Annotated in this window: 19 protein-coding genes; 6 read left to right on the top strand and 13 right to left on the bottom strand. The window is 49.3% G+C overall.

The features are described 5' to 3' along the window. Nucleotides 1-104 precede the first annotated feature (104 nt). The 3 genes from BLQ12_RS21725 (at nucleotide 105) to BLQ12_RS21715 (ending at nucleotide 3627) form a co-directional block, all read left to right on the top strand. Nucleotides 105-2312, top strand: a complete 2208-nt coding sequence (locus BLQ12_RS21725; RefSeq protein WP_092214072.1) for a DUF4388 domain-containing protein — start codon at nucleotides 105-107, stop codon at nucleotides 2310-2312. A 161-nt stretch (nucleotides 2313-2473) separates the two neighbouring features. After that, a complete protein-coding gene (locus BLQ12_RS21720; protein WP_092214069.1) occupies nucleotides 2474-2776 on the top strand; it encodes a DUF8180 domain-containing protein in 303 nt (100 codons plus the stop codon). Continuing rightward, nucleotides 2773-3627, top strand: a complete 855-nt coding sequence (locus BLQ12_RS21715; RefSeq protein ID WP_092214068.1) for a 50S ribosomal protein L11 methyltransferase — start codon at nucleotides 2773-2775, stop codon at nucleotides 3625-3627. Before BLQ12_RS21720 ends, BLQ12_RS21715 begins: the two co-directional genes overlap by 4 nt. Here the strand turns inward: BLQ12_RS21715 and BLQ12_RS21710 are convergent. Continuing rightward, on the bottom strand, nucleotides 3609-5288 hold the full coding sequence (locus BLQ12_RS21710; protein ID WP_092214066.1) for a PAS domain-containing sensor histidine kinase: 1680 nt from the start codon (nucleotides 5286-5288) through the stop codon (nucleotides 3609-3611). The two genes, BLQ12_RS21715 and BLQ12_RS21710, sit on opposite strands and share 19 nt — an antisense overlap. A 709-nt stretch (nucleotides 5289-5997) precedes the next feature. On the opposite strand from BLQ12_RS21710, the gene BLQ12_RS21705 reads away from it, so the two are divergent. The 3 genes from BLQ12_RS21705 (at nucleotide 5998) to BLQ12_RS21695 (ending at nucleotide 8029) form a co-directional block, all read left to right on the top strand. Then, nucleotides 5998-6876 carry a hypothetical protein gene (locus BLQ12_RS21705; protein ID WP_217640376.1) on the top strand — a complete coding sequence of 293 codons (879 nt, stop codon included), beginning with the start codon at nucleotides 5998-6000 and terminating at the stop codon, nucleotides 6874-6876. A 74-nt stretch (nucleotides 6877-6950) separates the two neighbouring features. Beyond that, nucleotides 6951-7406: a MarR family winged helix-turn-helix transcriptional regulator gene (locus tag BLQ12_RS21700; protein ID WP_092214064.1), complete on the top strand. Its 456-nt coding sequence runs from the start codon at nucleotides 6951-6953 to the stop codon at nucleotides 7404-7406. Beyond that, the gene (locus tag BLQ12_RS21695) at nucleotides 7403-8029 is read left to right on the top strand and encodes a type 1 glutamine amidotransferase family protein (protein WP_092214062.1); all 627 of its coding nucleotides are present in this window, start codon (nucleotides 7403-7405) and stop codon (nucleotides 8027-8029) included. Before BLQ12_RS21700 ends, BLQ12_RS21695 begins: the two co-directional genes overlap by 4 nt. A 235-nt stretch (nucleotides 8030-8264) precedes the next feature. On the opposite strand, the gene BLQ12_RS21690 is transcribed toward BLQ12_RS21695, so the two are convergent. The 12 genes from BLQ12_RS21690 to BLQ12_RS21635 form a co-directional block, all read right to left on the bottom strand. Continuing rightward, nucleotides 8265-9203, bottom strand: a complete 939-nt coding sequence (locus tag BLQ12_RS21690; protein WP_092214061.1) for a cyclase family protein — start codon at nucleotides 9201-9203, stop codon at nucleotides 8265-8267. Nucleotides 9204-9605: 402 nt separating this feature from the next. Beyond that, nucleotides 9606-10373, bottom strand: a complete 768-nt coding sequence (locus tag BLQ12_RS21685) for an outer membrane protein (RefSeq protein ID WP_092214059.1) — start codon at nucleotides 10371-10373, stop codon at nucleotides 9606-9608. Nucleotides 10374-10969: 596 nt separating this feature from the next. Beyond that, a complete protein-coding gene (locus tag BLQ12_RS21680; RefSeq protein WP_092214057.1) occupies nucleotides 10970-11524 on the bottom strand; it encodes a hypothetical protein in 555 nt (184 codons plus the stop codon). Nucleotides 11525-11814: 290 nt separating this feature from the next. After that, nucleotides 11815-12345, bottom strand: a complete 531-nt coding sequence (locus tag BLQ12_RS21675; RefSeq protein ID WP_175469998.1) for a TonB C-terminal domain-containing protein — start codon at nucleotides 12343-12345, stop codon at nucleotides 11815-11817. Nucleotides 12346-12476: 131 nt separating this feature from the next. Further along, a complete protein-coding gene (locus BLQ12_RS21670; protein ID WP_092214053.1) occupies nucleotides 12477-12824 on the bottom strand; it encodes a response regulator in 348 nt (115 codons plus the stop codon). A 428-nt stretch (nucleotides 12825-13252) separates the two neighbouring features. After that, nucleotides 13253-13573: a hypothetical protein gene (locus BLQ12_RS21665; RefSeq protein WP_092214051.1), complete on the bottom strand. Its 321-nt coding sequence runs from the start codon at nucleotides 13571-13573 to the stop codon at nucleotides 13253-13255. A gap of 323 nt (nucleotides 13574-13896) precedes the next feature. After that, complete coding sequence (locus tag BLQ12_RS21660) at nucleotides 13897-14445, bottom strand: hypothetical protein (RefSeq protein ID WP_139164066.1); 549 nt, start codon at nucleotides 14443-14445, stop codon at nucleotides 13897-13899. A 166-nt stretch (nucleotides 14446-14611) separates the two neighbouring features. Continuing rightward, nucleotides 14612-14959, bottom strand: coding sequence for a TIGR04076 family protein (locus BLQ12_RS21655; protein WP_092214046.1), 348 nt, complete (start codon nucleotides 14957-14959; stop codon nucleotides 14612-14614). Nucleotides 14960-15595: 636 nt separating this feature from the next. Then, nucleotides 15596-16522, bottom strand: a complete 927-nt coding sequence (locus BLQ12_RS21650) for a transposase (protein WP_092214044.1) — start codon at nucleotides 16520-16522, stop codon at nucleotides 15596-15598. 564 nt (nucleotides 16523-17086) lie between these two features. Further along, a complete protein-coding gene (locus tag BLQ12_RS21645; RefSeq protein WP_092214042.1) occupies nucleotides 17087-18031 on the bottom strand; it encodes a zinc ribbon domain-containing protein in 945 nt (314 codons plus the stop codon). Between the two features lie 90 nt (nucleotides 18032-18121). After that, nucleotides 18122-19216, bottom strand: coding sequence for a hypothetical protein (locus BLQ12_RS21640; RefSeq protein WP_092214040.1), 1095 nt, complete (start codon nucleotides 19214-19216; stop codon nucleotides 18122-18124). A 30-nt stretch (nucleotides 19217-19246) separates the two neighbouring features. Continuing rightward, the coding region (locus tag BLQ12_RS21635) for an HNH endonuclease (RefSeq protein ID WP_217640375.1) at nucleotides 19247-20116 on the bottom strand (870 nt) is incomplete at its 5' end.

Below are 20116 nucleotides of genomic sequence, written 5' to 3'. Positions count from 1 at the left end.
TTCCTGCATCGTAACCCACCGGGATACCGCTGCAAAACCGGATATTTTTTCAATCACCCCGAGCCACAAGGGGATTCACGCGTCATAAGGTGGTAACCGAATCGATGAAGATTGAAGTTGGAGGCCAGATACAGGGAATTTCCCTCAGCTCGTTTTTGCAGATTGTCCAGATGGACAAGACGTCCTGCACGCTGAAAATCTATGCCAATGATGACGTCGGCTACCTCTGGCTCAGCGACGGCAACCTCGTGGCCGCGGAATCCGGTGACCTCCACGGCCTTGATGCCGTCTACGAGATCATCTGCTGGAACGACACCGTCATCGTCATCGACAACGCCCCGGCTCCGGCCCACAACATCACCACCCCCCTTCTCACCATCCTCATGGAGGGGCTCAAGCTGCGTGACGACAGAGCGGCCAAAGCCGCCGCCGAAGGCCCCTCCCCGGCAGCTGCCCCACGCAAAAAAACCACGGTGGACGACCAGATCGCCATGCAGTTTGTCATGGAGGAGAAGCCCGACCTCACCGAATCCCCGGCAGAGATCCCTCCCCTGCCTGATCTCCCCACCACCCCGGACACGGCACCGCCTGCCATGTCGGTGTCCACACCGCTGCCTTCCGCCATCGACCTTGATCTCGATGACGCGGACCGGGACGAGGAACTCAACGGCGAAAACGACGGGGCATGGATCTACGAGTACGAAGACGAGGACACCGCTGAGCCCTCCAGCCCCATCCGCACGATCCTTATCGTCTTTCTTCTCTTTCTCGTCATCTCCGGCGGTGCCTTCGGTGGCTATATCTGGTACCGCGCCCATGCCCTGGAAACAGAGTTCAACACCCTCATCACCGACCTCTCCGCCATGAAAAAGTTCCGGCAGCAGAAAACACTGCTGGAAACCTATCTGGACAGCCATGTGATCAATCGATTTACCCTCCAGGTCACCGAGCACCTCAACGAAGCCAACGACCTCATCGAGCTGACCCACCGCATCGATGCCCTCCCACGTAACGGGGAGTTTATCGGCACCTCCGTGGGCCTGTTGAAAAGCCACCTGAAGGAGAACCGGGGCACCCCCTTTGCCACGGCCATTGGCGTCAAGATAAAAAGCCTCCCCGCCCAACTGGACGACCTGGACTACAAGAAACTCCGCCGGGCCGAAGGCCAGAGCACCCAGGCTCGCCTGGGCCTCTACCGGGCCTACCTCAGCGACCACCCCCACGGCAAACACACCCGACAGGTCACCAACCTCGTGGCATCGGTGAGCGATGAGTACTACCTGATGCTCAAAAGCAAGGCCCCGTCCTGCTACAAAACAGAGAACTGGGAACCGTGCATCTCCCTTGCCGACACCTTTACGGCCGAATTTCCCGAGGACAGCCGCTTCAACGAGGTGTGGCTGATGCGCGGAGAGATGATCGACCTGGTCCAGTTCAAAGGGATGCGGGAGCAAGCCGCAGGCCTCTCCTTTGCCGATGCCCGGACCATGTACATCACCTACCTCCAGAACACCCCCCACAGCACCCTGACCTCGGAGGTCAGAAAAGAGATCGCCTCCCTCACCCAAAAAGCCGAGCAACAGGGGCAGTGGAACGAGGTCCGCACCGTTGCGGACGACCCCAAAAAGCCCATCAACATCCGCATCCAGGAAGTGTCCCTTTACATGGAACGCTACCCGGACGGAGCCTTTATCAAAGATGCACGGGCCTTGAAGCAATCCCTTGAATCCCAGCGGGGCCGCCTCTTGGAAGAAGAGAAGGCCTCCCGCCAGGTCCTTTTGGCCCGGCAGGCCGAAGCCCGACGGATCGAAGAGGAGAGAAATCGCCTCCTGGCCCGGCAGCAGGCGGAAACCGAAGCCAAGCGCAGGCAGGAGATCGCCGCCCGCATCCGCGCCCGGGAAGCCGAGATCCGCACCCTTCTCAAGGGCAAGGGGGACCGCTTCGTGGACCACAGAAACAGCACCTTCACGGACTCCCAGTCCGGCCTCACCTGGATGATCCTGGACTCCAAAAACTTAGGGTTTGCCTGCATGCCCTTTGCTTCGGCCAAGTCCTGGGTGGAAGCCCTCACCACGGGCGGGTTCACCGACTGGCGTATTCCGTCCCCCAACGAGCTGGCCCTGCTTTACAACGGCAAGCCCTATTACCCCACCAGCGGTGCCTCGTGGTACTGGACATCCGAGCTGGAAACAGGCGCCTGGGGTACCAGCACCGAAGCCTTTACCTTCAACCCCAACAACAAAGAGACCTACACCAGAGAATCCCACCCCCTGTCCGGCTGCGGCTTTGTCCACGCCGTGCGGACCCCTTAACGCTTTTGTTTGACACCCTCCTTTAAGTGTGAAAAAGTTTTTGCCCAAGGGCCTTGTCCCTGCGCCCCTTTTCCCCGGTCAAGCCGGGCGAAACCACGGGGAGTTCCCACCGAACGGTCTGTTATGCGAAGCCGCCATTTATAAAAAACCAGGAGGGTTGCATGCCACACGATCACGATCATCATCACGACCACCACCACAGCCACGATCACAGCCACAGCCATGACCACGACCATCATAACGACTCCGCCCCCCTTTCCCTGAAAGAGCAGCTGACGACCCTGCTCGGCCACTGGGTCGACCACAACGAAGCCCACAAGGGCAACTACCTCACATGGGCCGAACGGGCCCGGGGAGGAGGCTACGATGGCGTATCCGATCTGCTTAAAGAGATTGTAGGGCTCACCGAAAGCGTCACCGAGAGACTCAAGAAGGCCCAAAAGGAGATCGACACCGCCCCATGACGCCTCCTGTTTTTGACACAACAAAAGCGCACCCGAAGGCCTCGGATGCGCTTTTTATCTATTACATCGAAGGGGTGATCCATCCGGCTACGCCCGTGGATCATCCCGACTTTCTCGGCAACTGGGTTGAGGATGCCTCCACCTTTCTCTTTTTCGGAAGCCCCGCCGACGAGGTGGTAAAATACCTTATCCAAAAGGCTCCCCACCTCACCCTCATCGACCGCTACGACATGACCTACGACCAGTGGCAGGGGGGAGACGCCGAGCCCTTTACCGCAGGGCCCCTTACCATCCGGCCCTTTCGAAAAGGCTCACCGCCTGCGGGAAGGCCCGGCCCCGACGAGATCTTCCTCGACGCCGGGGTGGTCTTCGGCAACGGAGCCCATCCCACCACCAGCTGCTGCCTCTCCCTTCTGGCCGACATGGGCCCGGCCCTCTCCGGCAAAACCGTCCAGGACCTGGGCACAGGAACCGGCCTTCTGGCCCTGGGCGCGGCGCGCCTGGGTGCAAAAAGAATCCTGGCCGTGGACCTGAATCACCTAGCCGTGCGCACCACCCATGAAAACGCCTGCATCAATGGACTCTCCGGCCACATCCTGTCCATCCAGGGACGCGCCGAGGAGATAGTCCACGCACCGGCGGATCTCGTGGTGGCCAACATCCACTACGACATCATGAAGCACCTGGTTGTCTCGGAAGGGTTTCTCTCGAAAAACGAGGCGATCCTCTCAGGCCTGTTGACCACCGAGGCAGGGAAGATCGAAACGCAGCTAGTCTCGCAGGGATTCCGGGTGGCCGCACACCATGCTGAAGACGGTATCTGGCACACCTTTCATGTAAAAAGAGGATAATACTGGTCGTTGCTGTCGGCCATCTCATCGAGCTGTTCGGCGGGAATTTCAAAAAAGAGGCGGGTGCCCTCCCCCGGGGCGGACTCGATGCGGGCGCGGCCCTTGATCAGCCGCACTCTGTTCTCCATGCCCCTCAGCCCCATGCGCTTCTCCCTCAACCCCTCCTCCTTGCGTTTTGCAACGTCAAACCCTCTGCCGTCGTCATCGATGCGAAGGATCACATGGGGATGAGCCGCCACCAGCCGGATGATCACCCCCTTGGCCCGGGCGTGCTTTCGCACGTTGTTCAGGGCTTCCTGGATGATTCGCTGGATATGGTGCTGGTGCTCTTTTTCCAGGGGCACGTTGTGCATCCCGGCCGTGTAAAAATCCACACAAATGCCGAACCGCTCGCTGAACTCATCGCAGTAGTTGTAGATGGCGTCCACCAGTCTCATCTTGCCCGTGGTGGGGGGCTGAAGTTCATAGGCCATTTCACGGACGGTGTTGATGGAATTCTGGAGGACCCCGGAAAATCCGCCCACGGTCTTTTCAAACTCTTCCGGTGACTTCCGCGCGGCATCCACCAGGGTGTCGCAGCTTATCTTCAAGGTTGCAAGCTCCTGGGCCACGTTGTCATGCAGGTCATAGGCAATGCGCTGCCGCTCGCCCTCCTGGGCAAGGACCAGCTCCCCGGTGAGGGTCCGGATGCTCTGCTCTGCGTCCTTCAGCGGGGTGATGTCATGGGAGTAGAAGGCCACCTGCTCCACCACGCCCCGGATGTCGAACACAGGGTAGATCACGTTGGACAGGACCAGGCCGTTGTTGTCGTCTTCAAAGCGAACCGGGTGCCCGCCCCTGACCACCGACGTCACCTGATTGCGCCGAAACTGGGACAGGGAAGGGGAAAAAAAATCATAGAAGCTTTTTCCCTTGGCGTGGCTCTGGCTGATCTTCAACCGCCGTGCAAAAGAGCTGTTAATGGCCAGGATCTTGCCTTCGGTATCCATGAGCACCGCCGAATCCGTGGTGGCGTTGAGAAGGGCCGAGGCAAGGGCCTCCCGCTTTTTCAGCTCCATGGTCAGCTCCACCTGGCGCATGGAGCTGATGAAGAGCCCCTCCACGGTGCGTAAAAACCGCGAGATCAGCTCCTCGGGCCACAGGTACTCCTCCCCGGGCCCTCCAAAGAGAAAAATCCCCCCTTCCTTGCCGTCCCGGCTGTTGAGATAGAGCCCCACCAGAGCCCGAAACCCATGGCTCAGCAGGAACTGCCGCTGCTCAAAGTCCAGGTCGGCCATGTCCTCCTTCCGGCTCAGGATAATCAGTTTCTGGTCGCGCATGGGGGGAAGAAAAATAGAAAATGCCTGGGGCGAGATGGGTTCAAAACTCCCCTCGGGGTCTTCCTCGGAGATCCATTCAAAAAACAGGGCGCACTCCTCCTGGCCCCGTGGCACCATAAAGGCAATGCCACGCTTGGCCCCTGCAAACCGGGCCACCCGTTTCAGAGCCTTTTCGATGACGTCTCCGGTCCACTCTCCCGTCACGTTCATAAAATCGGAAGAGACCGCGGCAAGCATCCGATCCAGTGCCCTTCGGTCCTTAAGCTCCTCCTGGAGCTTGTCATGATGAGCAATGATGTCGGCCAGGGCCTGGCCTGTCGGCAATTGAATCACTTCCGTCATGATTTCCTCCAACTCGTGTCGATGTCAGGGGGCCATCGGAAGGGGAAGGTACAACACTCCCATCAGCCGTAAAAACGGAAACCGGCGAACCGGCAAAAACGAAATGTCATCTGGAAAGACTCGATTCGAGGAGACAATATGAAACACACCTGAGGTTCTTGTGATGCACACAGACATAGTACATAATCATCACCATGTCAACACGCCATCGACTGGTTAACCAATTTAACATCCTGATTCAAATGAAGAATCGCCATTCGATTACGGATTAAAGCCTCTTCGGCGGGTTTCAGGGAAATACGTGACGAGCAATTCACCACCATACCACGCCGGAATTTAACCTTCTGAAAAGGTTAATGATGGAGACCATGCCATCAAAATCAAAGTTAGAATATTCATGAGAACTCGGGCTGAGAATCAACCCACGGGCATGATGCCCCGCAATCACCTTGTCCAGCGCAGCCGTCGAATAGGCGTTCTCACGCCCTGAACAATCTGATATAATTTCAGAAATATACCCACCACTTTTATCATAGCCCCCACTCTGGCAGTCCCGAGAAACAAATCTATCCGCCGGGCATCCACCCAACAACCCGCTTTATGCTCCCAGCCCAAGGAGGGTACACCATGGTCCACCCTACCATCGGTCTTTGGTTCTTGCCCTTTGCCTAAAACATCATGAAAAAAGAATGAACCGGAGGAAAATGCAATGACCATCAAAATTGCACAACGCAAGTCCGGTGGAGCCGCAAGGCGTTTCCTGCTCCCCACAGCAAGGACAATCTTCCTTGCATGCATCCTGATGGGTGTCCAACTCCAGGCAGCCATGGCGGAGTCAGAGGAACAGGGCCAGGCCGAGGCGTCCGATGCCAGCGCAGAGGCACAGGCCAACAACCCTCTGGCCAATATGAAGGCTTTCAACCTCCAGAACTATTACATCGGAAAGTTGACCGAGTCCGACGAAGACGCCAACCAGTTTGTTGTCCGTTATGCGCAGCCCATCAGTATCGGGGACACCTCCTGGCTGATGCGGGCCTCGCTGCCGATCAACACCTTTCCGACACCGCCCAATGGAAGCAAAGAGACCGGTCTGGGGGATTTCAATATTTTTGCAGCCTATCTGTTCGACACCGGAAACCCCGGGATCAGCGTGGGCCTGGGGCCTCAACTCACCATTCCCACGGCAACAGACGATGACCTGGGCTCCGAGCAATGGTCGGCCGGGCTGGCGCAGGTCACCTTTGTGGCCACCTCCCCTGTGTTCCAGTACGGTTACCTGCTGACCTGGCAGGCCAGCTTTGCCGGTGAGGACGACCGGGATGACGTCAACATCGCTGTGATGCAGCCCTTTGCGTTCTTCCAGCTGGGGCACGGAATCTACCTGCGGGCGGCGCCCCTGTGGGTCTACAACTTTGAAAAAGACTACTATTCTGTACCTATGGGCGTCGGCATCGGGAAGGTCATCAAAAAAGGGACCACCGTCTACAACTTCTTTGTCGAACCGCAATATTCCGTGGCCGACGACGGCCCTGGCCAGCCCAAGTGGCAAATTTTCTTTGCCCTGAACATGCAGTTTCTGGGCGGATAAATCGCCCATGGGCGCCCCTACTTGACAACACAGTGTCAATATGACACCTTGTTGTCAAAAAAAAGAGGGGTCGCATGCAACACACAAAAAACGGACGAACACTCACAGATCTTATTTTAGAGATATTTCGGGTCAACGGGGCCATCATCAATACCGGAAATGACCTCATCAAGGACCTCGGCTTAACAAGTGCGCGATGGCAGGTATTGGGCGCATTGACAGAAGGGCCCGCAACCGTTTCTGACATTGCAAGGCACATGGGGCTGTCTCGCCAGAACGTGCAACGCATAGCCAATCAATTGATCAAAGACGGTTTTATCGAGACGAAAACCAACCCGGCCCACCGCCGCGCAAAGCTGTGCTCGCTCTCCCCATCCGGCAAAGAGGCCATGAACGAGATAACAAAAAGGCAAATGGCCTGGGCCAATGAATTTTCAAAAAACATGAATCTTGAAAAGCTAACAACGGCAGTATCGGAAGTGAAACATATCCGAGAAAATTTAACGAAATCTCATGAGGTGATTGAGTGACTGGCCCTAAAACCATTTACCTGTTTCTTTTTGACACCCTTTCAGATTGGGAAATAGGGTATGTCACCACCGGATTAAACAATCCCATGATGCAAATAACCCCTGGCGCGTATCAGCTGAAAACCTTCAGCACCGATGGCCGCCCTGTCCGTTCGGCTGGCGGGCTCCAGATCACACCGGACCTCGGCATGGACGAGATAACGCTTTGGGATGCGGAGATGTTGATACTTCCCGGAGGGGCGAGCTGGGAGGAAGGCGCCCATCAGGACGTGGCTGAGCTGGCGAAGAGATTCCATGAAAACCACCTGAAGGTGGCGGCCATCTGCGGTGCAACGTACGGCCTCGCACACATCGGGTTGCTTGATTCCATCCGGCATACAAGCAACGCCAAAGCGTACCTCGAAGCGTCCAATTACAAGGGCGGCAGCCAGTACGTCGAAGCCCTGGCTGTTCACGACAAGAATGTGATTACGGCTTCGGGAACGGCACCCCTGGAATTTACCAGGGAGATATTCCAAGCGCTACATCTATACAAAGGCGACGTACTGAGGGCCTGGTACGACCTGTTTAAAACCAGTGCACCAGAAGCGTTTCCTGCCCTTATGAACGCATTGGAAGCATAAAGACATCTGCATCAACAGGGCTGTCTCCTCCCCTGATAAACCAACGGGAGGCGGCACCCCACCACGCCGCTTTAAAGCCCCCCCTCAGCCACAATCCCGAAACTCTTCACGTCATGGTCCGGGACAGGTCTTCCGGTTGGAGGACAGAGCACCAGGCGTGTCCATCGTTTCCTGTAAAAGCGTCTCCACCTCCAAAATGCCTTTAACAAAAAGGCCTCCACTTTCATGCCGCTTGCTATGGCGTTGGACGCATGACACCGCTCTTATCCCGCTTTAACGGGTGGGCCTGGACAGGAAGCGGGGCGCCGGGAACCTCCGTTACCGAAACGCCATGGGGCCATTGCTTTGGAGCAACGGCAATGTAACGCGCGTAGCCACCTGTGCCCCCCTTTGGCTTTGCAAACCCGATAATGATCAGTGCGCCTGCCTCCGGTACTTTATCGAGGTTGGCCACCCCTTCTGCCTGGGCAAAATGGTTGTGCATCAGCCAGTACTCCCCTTCAAGGGTCGGCGTTGTATCCGTGTCCAGGGGCTCATGGCCGTGAAACAGGATGTGCCGTTCCAGGTGAAGAAACTTCAGTGCCTCAAGGCCGACCCCGGGGAAGGGTTTTTTGTTGAACCGCTCGGTATCCGACCACTGCTTGTGCCAGTCTGAACGGACCATCACCACAGCCCCTTCCGGGATGCGCCCATACGTCTTTTCCCAGGCTTTGATGTCCTCAACTTGAAGATGGTAGCCCTCGTCTTTTCCTACTTTGTCATGGATATCTATGACCACCAGGGGGCGAATAGCATAGGTTGCCGGGATGTCGCTGATGGTTGCGCCGAGTTTGTCCCAGTGGGCCGGTGGATCAAGCTGGGTTCCGTACTGATCCGTCGTCAACTCATAGGCCGTGGCCACGAAACCGTGCTTGTCATAGGTGAATTCCTGCCCGGCCGCCACATACCCTTCGATGCCTTTGCCCGCCCTGGCCGGTTTGAATGCTGCATTGGCAAACCCCGGCCATACGGGCTGCGCAGGTTCAAAGGCATGGGTGAGATCAATGTACTTGGCATTTTTAAACACATCAGAGTAGACACCCCAAAGCCCCGGAGCTGCCCCACCGGCAGACGCAGGAAGACCGACAGACAGCACGACACATGCAACCATCACCATACAGGCCAGCTTTTTCATGATGCTTACCCTTTCAAAGTTAATGGATATGGAAGGTATACGCCCCCTGGTCGGAATAATTGCTCCCCACCACAGATTGTTCACGATCATCCCCGACAAACCCAATGCATGCCTTTCACTGGCAAGGTGGGCAAAGCGCCAAGTGTAGCCATCTTTCCCATCAGGACTCCCCCAGTCGTTTCAACAGCAGATCCCCTCGAAGGACATACCCCGGGTACCTCACAAATCGAGTGCACAGCTATTCAAGACATCAGGGCTGCAGATGATGTGGTTTAGCTCAACGTCCTGATTACGAAGAAGACGGGTGCACCTGACTCGGCCGAAGGGTGAAAAAACTGAGCAATAAACGGTACATTACCGTTTATTGCATTGGCCGAACCGTTTTCTGATGAAATATCCGGGTTAGAACCGCTTCACAAGGCCAAGGCGGAAGGAATCCGCTTGAAAGTCTACTTTATGATTGAAGCCATCAAGGGTATTGGTCGCAAGCCTGCTCGACACATCAAAAATATCGTCAAACTTGTAGTAAGCATATTCCGCCTTAACCCCCCAACCATCAGAAATTTGGTATTCATAGCCAGCACCGACTGTCCACCCCCAAGACGTTTCACTTTCATCAAGCCGAGTCTGTTCAACTGGGTCTTTGAAAGAAAATTCATATGAAAACTTGGAAAGTGCTACGCCACCCATCACATAAAACAGGGAATTCTTATACGCGTACCCGACTCGGGGTGCGAGGCTCATCATCCAGTCGGTTTCAAACGTTGAAGAAAGAGAAAAGGGATCTCCATTGGTGTCGTATATATCGCTGAATGACTCCTCTTCAGAAAATGATGAATACATAATAGTTGCTTCCAACCCAAGCACGACAGAATTTATCTGATAATCCCCACCAAAAAAAAGACTTCCAGACATATTTTGCCCATCAATCTCTTGCGAGGCTGCCGGATCGAGTTGAGCTGCATCGCGGATCGGCGTGAAATATGAATCCGCGATTGTGACCACAGAAGGATTCGCCTCTCCGCTAAGGGCACCAATCGAGGCCCCTGCATAGAACCCTGTCCAATCAGAATCAGCCAGAGCGCACGTGGCTGTAAGGCAATACAGTATCAAGATAAAAGAAAGAGACTTTGTCATGCGAAAAGCAGGCGATGAGAATTGATTCTTCATTATCCCTCCTTGTGGATAGTCCTTAAAAGTCTAATTTACTCGATTTCAAATCGTCTCACTTGAGTTGGAACGGACACCACCCCTCCCATTTCGGGGAGAGGCCCCTATGGATTCTACTGAACCAGCGAGAAAGGGAATAGATTCACCCCCGAAAATCCATAGTGGGATTAACTGTACGAGGACCCCATGCACGCTTGGCGGAGCCTACCCCATATCTAATGGGATTATAAGTATCATAGCATAATCATGGCGAAGTGCCTGTAAAGAAAGGTTCCAAAGAAAAGAAGAAAAGGGGTAAAAGCTGGCTCCTCAGACATAATCCGATTCTTAGGGCTGTTGAAAACAGTTAAGCAGCACCAGCCCCCAAATAGCAATCTCAAATCAACTGCGCGACAGAGCAAAAGGGTACGCAGATGGGTTTTCAGATCTTTTCTGAGTAGTTTTACAGGGTGTGCTTCAAAAATTCTGAGGACGATGAGGACTCAACGCGTCCCTTAAGAGCAGAAAATGTACATTTCAGTAGGGTCGCTAAAAGTAGTGAGGGAACTGCCGCAATACACAGGCGCTCCCTCACCAGAAATTCATTAATACGAAGCTTATGACTTGGCGATAATCCAAGTTTTAAAAGAACTATGTGACACGACTTTGCTGATCAAATTTTGCACTGCCGGCATAAACGCTTGGGCTGTCTGATTACAACCAGTTTCTCCATACCAGCTTGGTGTGAATGCATATGATTCAGAGACAGTAAAAGCTGATCCGTTACTAAATGAAATTGTGAGTTTTAACGTCCAAAGGCCATTCATTGAGTCGAAATTAATATCATCAAGATTACCTTTAATAACGACAGAAGAAGAGGCTGAGTATGCATCTGACATCTTGAGTTCATCTATCAATGCATCACGAATGTAGGCTTCAAACGTCTCCCCATCCGGTGTCTTGATCGGGCCAACAGCACGACACATAATATTATTTACGCTCGGTTTACTTGAAGTAAAATCACCTACGGCAACATGATGATATGGTTGAGACTGAATTGTACTTTTAATAATTTCAATATTGTCAACCGACATAGCGTAACGCTGTCCTGAATACGTAGAACAACCAAAAAGAAAAAACATCGAAAACACAGTTAAAATACCTCTTTTCATGATACCCCTTAATTCAAATATTCTTTTAAGTAATAAACTAACAAAGTCTTATTACACGATCATACTTCCAGTTGCAACACCAGTACAATAAACAAACCTTAAAGGATACTTTTTTAGACCCTTATTAAGACATCCTGATGCATCGCAGACAAAATTCATCGAGTTAGAAAAAAACGTCATATCTAAATTCGACACCGATGATTAAAAACACCACAGCTATCAGTACAGAACCCCTATCACCTCATAACCCCAGAGACGCATAGAGCTCTAATATTCATACTATCAACACGTTACCCGCCATCATCAAATTCAATAACGAATTTTTTAAAACCCTTTTCGCTAAAGCAATCATTCGAAACACCATCAATTTGATTGAAAGGTGAAAGCTCCTCAATACATCTCACTGCACTTTGATCAAATTTATCAGATCCACTACGCTTGGTTATTTTCAAATGACTGACTTTAGACATTGAATCAACTTCAAATGATATAATTGTTTTGAGATCAAGGCTTGTATCACCTGAAAAATGCCAATTCTCCCTTAAAGCCGTATCCAAAAGAGTTAAGCAGCTAATGGCAGCATCATTTTTAGTGTTTGGCACTGCTTGCTGCGTGACACAACCTACAAGTATTATAAGAATAATAGATGTGACTGACGTTAGGACAAAAAACCCATTATTCGCACATAAAATTCGTGTAATATTTTTTTCCATTACCAAAAACAAGGGCCTGTCCCCTTTGTTTCCTTTGTTTTCTGCAGGCCGTTTAAGGGCCTGAGGTAGGTCCAAAAGTAAGATGGACAAAGCGCCAAGGGCGCCCATCTTTGCTCCGAGCCCCCCAGGCAGATGTCTCAAAAGATGCATCTATTCAAAAGACTTGCTCTGCCATGTCATTCATTTGCGGATCCGCTGGCACAGCGTTGTGGAGAAATGCAACGCAACCCATCCCCATCTTAACCAATCACCCCAAAGGCACCGGCGGTAAAAGGAGCGACAAGATGCACGTATGCCCCGGCCTTAGTTGTTTCAACCATGTGCTCTTTATCTGCCGGTTCGAACACTATCAAAACGGGCAGGTTCTTTAAGTCTGGGACCTTACGAACCTCTTTGAAAAATTCGAGTCCATTCATAATCGGCATATTCCACGTTGTAGCAACGAAATCATATGCCTCCTCTTTCAGCATGGATAAAGCGGTATGCCCATCATCGGCTTCAAATGTATTTGTAAAGCCATTATCTCGCAACAAGTCCTTGATAAATCGTCTCTTTGTAAAGTAATCATTCACAATGAGAATCTTCATATCCTTGTCCAAAACAATCCTCCCAGTAAATTTTCAAACTGTCCGGCCATACCTCCGACGGGGAACATGTAAACAAAATTCCGAAAACGTTTTACGTTGCCCACTTGTGCCGCTCGGCGGGCCTGGCCGGCACAAGGGAGCATGATGGTTAGAAGCCTGGTTCCAGAGGGTAACTCAGGTTAGCCCGGATATTTCACGAGTCGAGTGCCCCCATATTCAAGGCATCAGAGCTGCAGATGTAGTGTTTTACCTCAAGGCTCTGATAACGCAGAAGATGGGTGCACTCGGCTCGCCCGAAGGGTGAGAAAATCAAACAGCAAACGCTGATTTACATTTTGCAGTTTCAAAATAGTTGACATTTGTATTGCAGCCATCCGAAATCATGTCATTTTCCTTTTGAATGGCTGTTTTTACATGAAAGATCAGGTTTAGTTGGGCCGTGCCTTGTTTGCGGCCTGCTTTAACGTATCCATTGCCACATTCATTGCTTTTTGAACGGCTGATTTAGGAGCGATTTCCAAAGAGAGCATTTCCGCCTCAAGTATCGATTTTTCTCTTTGCAGCTCAACATCAAACTCTTCTTCAGTAATGTCACCACAGCTGTATGCTGCCGCCAACTCAGAAAGAGACTCCCTGTTCATATTAAGTACGCTTAATATCTCACCCCCCAGGGAACCCACTTCGCCTTGAAGAGCATTGTCAGCAGCAGCTGCCATTTCCTTGAACACGTTACCCATATCCAAATTCATAACACCTTTCCTTATTATTCCTGTCATTATGGAAATCCCATCCACAAGCCCCACGAATTCGGTGTCCCCGGGGCTATGAAATAGAATGACGGTTGCAGTGGCAGGTCATCAGACTGCAAGCATGAATGGTGGCCTCATAGCCCGGAGATTGGCCTCACCGCATTCATTCACTCGTTACCTGTGGTCTTCCCTGGACGTAATCTGCAAGGGGCTGGCTGGGTGTGCGGTTGTAAAAGGACAACAGGAGGGGAAATAAAACACACTCAAATCAAAGGATTTGAAATGTTTTGTCGAAGCTGTAAGCCTGAGACCTTGTCTCTCTATCAATCATGCCACGTTTCTGTTAGCAGCTTTTCCAGCCTTGAATAACTACCCTCAGTATGTGCAATGGCATTATTGATCTGATCCCAGTTTATAAGCCTGTTCTGTCTTTTATCAGGTCGACTTGCTGCCAGTTCAAGAATCCCATTGGCTTTCTTAACGCTTTCTTTGAATTTTCGTTGGTATGTGCGCCATTCAGAGATATATTCCGCCGACTTTTTAGGGAACGGTATCATCTTCTCGAATTTCAGCGGCAATCCCACCTGCAGCATGATGAGTTTATTGGTTTTAACAATCCTTCCATTTTCATATGAAAATTTTGCACTTACCCATATCTCTTTTTGATATTTTTGAGCTGCCAACAAATACGTTGTGTAATGACCTATTTGTGCCTCTGTGAGAGACTGATTCAGAATTTCCCAAAACTCGTCATGCGTTTCCCTGGTAAGAGAACCATCAAGGGTAGTTGTCTTATAAAATATTTCTTTCAGCTGAGGCGGATAATCTATAGCTTCTGATTTAGCTTGAGGCAAAAAGACGAATAGTGCCAAACACAAGAATACTTTCCTAAACAACTTTTCATGTCTCCATTACACATACATAAATAGGGGCCAGAACAACTCATGTAATTAATTGAGCCTGTCCCCCGCGCCCTGCTTCTGGCAAGAAGTTATATACTTGATCTTATCCACAAGCTGAACACAACAAAAATTTAAACTAACTGAAAAACTTTCCCTTAAAAAAATTCTCATGTCCAAGTTTCTTTGCAGTCATCCTAAACATAACGCAACCGTCCGGGCATACAATGTCTTTGTTATATTTGCCACTCCCACCGATATTCTCTAAATTCCCACCACTTCTGACCGCCTCCATGGCTGGAAACATCATCATCATTACTTTGGAGCAGATACCCTGACCATCCTTATTTACTGGACAGCCATATGTGCAGCTGTACTTATCTCCAATTTCCTCACCGTTTCGGCAATATCCCTCTGTTTGATCACCTCGAAGAAACCCTGTCACCTCAATTTCCCATTCATATTCTTCATCATACCATTTTTTCATAATCAACCTCCAAGCTATTGTTTGTAAACCTGAAAACTTATTCCATTTGATGTACCCTGAGATGAAATTTAAAACCGCGCAGACTAATGAGGTCAGGCTTACTCACTTAGCACAAACCTGTTTTCTAAGTTTTTTTTTGCATTTCTACTTTTGCCAAACACTGTCTCAGCAAACCGTATCCTTGTAAAACGCCGCTTTTACGTATAAGGTTTCTGCCTGTTTTTCAGACACAATCAACCATCATTCAACACACCGTCACTGTCTCGGCTTTGACACTGATGTGATGATCCTCAAAGGTATAACTCACGAAATGATTCGCCCAGCTATCAAAACAGTACTTCCACTCTTCGGCATCCTCCTGGCCACTGCGATAGTGGTTGCCGACCCCAACGATCAAATCCTTCACAACACACCGGAAAAGGCCCTGCAGTGGGCTCCTTGTTCCCATCAGGATGTTTCAGGGTCCCCCCGAGCGTACTACACAGGAGAATCGGGCCAGCGCCTGTTGAATCCCGCCACAACGCAGGCGTTTCCCACCACCCGTCAGGCCGTGTGGAAAAATCCGCCTCTGAGAAGCGATTATCCGAACTAAGGCCCATCCCGAATGAACGCCTGCACGTCCCTCAATGCTTACGCTCAAGCCTCGGTCAGTCGCTTTAGAGAATACATCCCTTCAATTCCATTGACACGCTGCGGGATCTTTTCCCGCGTCGTCTGGAACCGGTCTTTAAACGTTTCGTAGCGGGTTTCGACAAATGCCCTGGACCCAATAATCCCCGAATCCGTAAAATACCGGGACCTGTATCGAAGGCGTCTGACGCGATTCATCTCGAACCCTCGCACCGTCTCTTCATCCAGAACCCTTTTGGATATCCGCGCCTTTCCCCTCTTCTCGATGGCTCCGGCATGATAGAGATACTCCCTGTAGGTCCTGATCTGCGTTGAGTCATCGTCAACACCGAAGTCAGGAGTCCCCAGGTCCGACGAGAGAAAGCCATCCTTATTGCCGGTCTGTATATGATATCCAATGGAGCACCAGCGATAGTCCTCCGGCCGTTTGACGATACCGGCCCTCACCGCATTCAGATCGATGTAGGCAAGACAGTGGATCAAGGTTTTTCCCTGCTCAACAATCACGCTCTTAAAGCGCTCTCCCCAGAGAGTCCCTTTTCGCTTTTTGCGTTTATTAAAAAAGCAGGAGAACCGCTGCTTGATGTCCTTCACATAGGCAGAAAGGCTGCAAAACCGCTCCCGATATTCCTTCAACCGCCCTTCGGGAAACACCGCCTCTTCACCATAAAGGACCTGAAACCGCCGACGCACCTCGTCATCGGAAATCATGTCGCAAGAACTCACCTCAACCAGCAGGTGAAAGTGATTTCCCATGATGGCAAACCCCAGGACATCCACACAATAAACCGATGAAAATGTCTGAATGATGCGAACCAGCTCGTCCTTTTCAACCTTGCCGAACGGAAGGCCGTCCAACGCGGTGCGGCTGATCACATGATAAGCGGCCTTTTGGCCTGGATCCGTCACGACCATACGGGGAACTCGCGGCATAGCACCCTCCTTCCCGGTCTTACAGAATTTGATGTGGCTTTGATTTTGATGAGTCGATTTTGATATGATTACGGAGTGATATTGATTTGGAGAACTATCTCACAGATGGGTATGAGAGGTCCAGCATAAAAAGCCTGTCCCCTGTTTACTTTGCAAATCGCCTCATGGATAGCCTAACACATAAAAATTATATACAATTAAATTTAGTCAAATTTACATACCTATCCCCTTTCGTCTTTTATAGTCTTATGAGATAAACCCGGGTGGACATTCCTATACATTTTTCCATTTTATGCTAAATAATTAAAAATTTCAGGCCCAAACCCTTATTCTTTGTCAAATGAATCACCACCATGAGTTTTATGAACAAATATTCCACGGTAATTTGACATCCATCCAACAATGAAAAATACGATTATTCGTCATAGCATTACTCAAATAAAATGGTTACATTATTAATTCAATATAAGAGGTATAGAGCCTGTCACCCTTGTCCCTCGTTGATGACACACGAACGAAGCGAGGGGACTGAGCGGTCCTTTAAATCGACTTGTTAGAAACGATTTAGGATTTTCCTAAAAAATAGAACAAAATCAGAAGACCAATAACCCACCAGATGATTTTACTTTTTTTCTTTGGTTTTGTTATTTTGGTTCTTTTCTTTTCTTTAGTAGAAGTAATTTCATTCAAATCGTTGGAATCTTCTTCAAGATGCCATGTTGGTCTGTAGCTTCCAATTACATACCCATTTATTTTTTGAATTATTGGCTTAATACCAACAGCAATATCTTGGTATTCACCTTTTACTTTTTCATATGATGTTCGGTAATCCCATTTTGGGTCTTTTTTTGGGTTTATGCTGTCTGGAAGTTTTTCTAACGTTTCAAAAACAGATTGCCTGTTTAGGACAGGGCATAGACCGTAATCATTGATCGCAATTTCAAGATCATGTTTGATTCTATTTTTGTCAAAATGCCACTTTCCAGAATTATCGAATTTGCCATAATCAAGCCAGCCACCACCCCATTGGCTTATTGGCATATTGAGCTTTTTACACCCCCAAATATTAGCTTCATAATCTCTTTCTCCAAAGCAATATTGGTCAGGTTTATAGGCTTTTTGTCTGTTACGATAGCAGCCCACCCCATGATATGTGAGATCCTTCTTTGAGGCTGGTTGCCCAGCAATGAGCATTTGAGAGGATTTCCAAGAGCCAACCAAATCATAGAGATTAATAAGTAAATCAACCTCTGTTATAGGTAATGAAATTTTGTATTTAGTTTGTTTACCTTCTCCCGAAACAACATACGAAGGAAGATTTTTACAAATTTGAATGGCTTTATCAAAATTTGAAGATGAACTTTGCCCAAATGTTATTTCAACATTTGCAGTATGATCTTGTTGAATAGGTGACATAACTCGATCTGCTTCTGTCACAGGATCACCACATTGAGAACAAAATTTTGCTCCTTCGTTAATTCCTGCACCGCATTTGTCACAGACTAACATTTCATCTCCTTAAACGTACGTATATTGATTAAGTTTCTAACGCCGCAAATAATCAACGCTAACGGAACGCCAGCGAGTTTACCGTTCAGGTTAATTTGTATTGTTAGGCCTTTTTTTCTTTTTACGAAGACTTGACTCAAGCTGCGGAACTCCAAAAGTAAAGGTTTCGTCATCTATCTTAAAATGAGTTGGAGACATAGGCTCCTGCATACCAGATGAAACATCAAGCTCACCTGTTATCATTTGAGTCATCATTCTATTTATAGTACTCCAAAACGTATCTCGTAATTTTACTATATCTAAGCTACTTGGTTCGTGAGGATGAAAACCATAATTAACAACTGTATCGAATCCATTTGTCATCGTCCACGAGCTTATAACGATAACATCAGAAATTGAACTAGTGTCCTTCTTGGCATATCTTTCTGCCATTGATACAAGCAATTCATGAGGTATTGTCAAATACCCCGTATTTAGAAGAATCACACCACCAGTATAATTTTCTTCTCCAAGTCTTTTTATTGTTGATTTAACTTGTTTTGATGCAGCCTTAATTCTTTTCTGAACAGGGATACCAACCACGTTCCAATACTCTTGAAAGTCACTTTCGTTGAGCTGATATGGGTCAATCTGCTGTGCTGGGCCACTAGATAAATTGCTATCAAAGATTTGGGAAATCTTTTCTTGGCGAGTCGAAACCTCAAGACCTTCTTGTTCAAACTGCTTAAGCTCTAGGATGTAAGTTCCTAATACATAATCAGCGTTCTTTTCTTTAAAGTTACCTGCTTCCTCACGAGTAACACGATGCCCACCGCTGTCGATGATTAGTGAATCTATAAAGTCCTCATTTAGCTTTGGCCCAGTACCCCATACTTCACTTCCTTTTTGGGTCATAGCTAAATCATCAAGACGTTCATGCCAGTATACCCCTCTATTTCCGGCCTCTACATAGGCATTTAGAACAACTCCACCTTCTTCCCTTACTCGTTCTTCAATGAGGATATCCTTAAGTTCATACGACTCGGGAGCCCATTTACGTTTCTCCAACTCAAGCAAAGATTTTTGCTCCGCTGAATAAGGATCGGACGCAGAAATAAGAAGGACCAGCGTTGCTTTTTGCCACTCGTGAAATTGTGGGTGAGTTGATGCGGGATAACCCCGAATTATAAAACGATATATATCCATAGCCCTCTCCTAAATGGCCTAACGTTCGCTTCAGCCGAGCGAGAAACGAGCTTCGGCTGGAAGCGAATTGTTATGTACTATTTTCTTTAGCTCATCAATTGATAAAGGCAAATTTCCACGATGAATCATTGCGTGGCAATTAGGGCATACCGGGCGAAGATCAGCTATTGGATCTACTTCATACTGCTTTTCTAATTGAGCAACAGGAAGCAAGTGGTGAACATGGATAAATCCCTCTCCCAACTTCCCATACACTTCACTAAAATTTATTCCGCATACCGAGCACGATGTTCCATAATGTTCAATACATTGGGATCGTGCCTTGTGATTTCGTTCATAAGCATTGACAAATACTTTTTTCTTCTGACCCTCCAATAACAGTTCTGGTTTATCGACCTCATCAGGATATATCTTTCCGTCTATTTGAAGAAATGTCTTGTGCGATTTTATAACACCTCTTATCGAATTCAAGTTACCACGGCCTAAACCCTCATAATATTCAACGTGAGCAGTAGCAGCTTGTAATGCATTTCTTAACGCACCTAAACCATAATCTTTAAAAATATTTGTTAAGTAGTAATCTGTTGCATCGGTATTAAAAGTACGTGTATACTTTTCACCTTCCATCATTTTCTTGAAGCCTTGAATGTAGTCATTAGCTGATCCACGATTCATTCCGCAATCGTTTTTGAGATAATCTAAGGCTCTGCTATGCGCCATTCTCCCTGCATATACTTCCTTTGCAGTTGTATAGGCTGAATGTGTCATTTCCTTCGTAATTTTCATATCATACATTCTTTCATACAGTCGTGGTAGGAATACCGGTTGCCCAATACCCCCCACACAGATCCGGACGTGAAGTTTTCCCTCATCCGGCTCCTCGGTTGTACTCGCTTTCGC

Origin of the sequence: Desulfoluna spongiiphila, assembly GCF_900101345.1 — a bacterium.
GTDB lineage: Bacteria > Desulfobacterota > Desulfobacteria > Desulfobacterales > Desulfolunaceae > Desulfoluna > Desulfoluna spongiiphila.
This window is presented reverse-complemented; position numbering and strand designations above follow the sequence as displayed.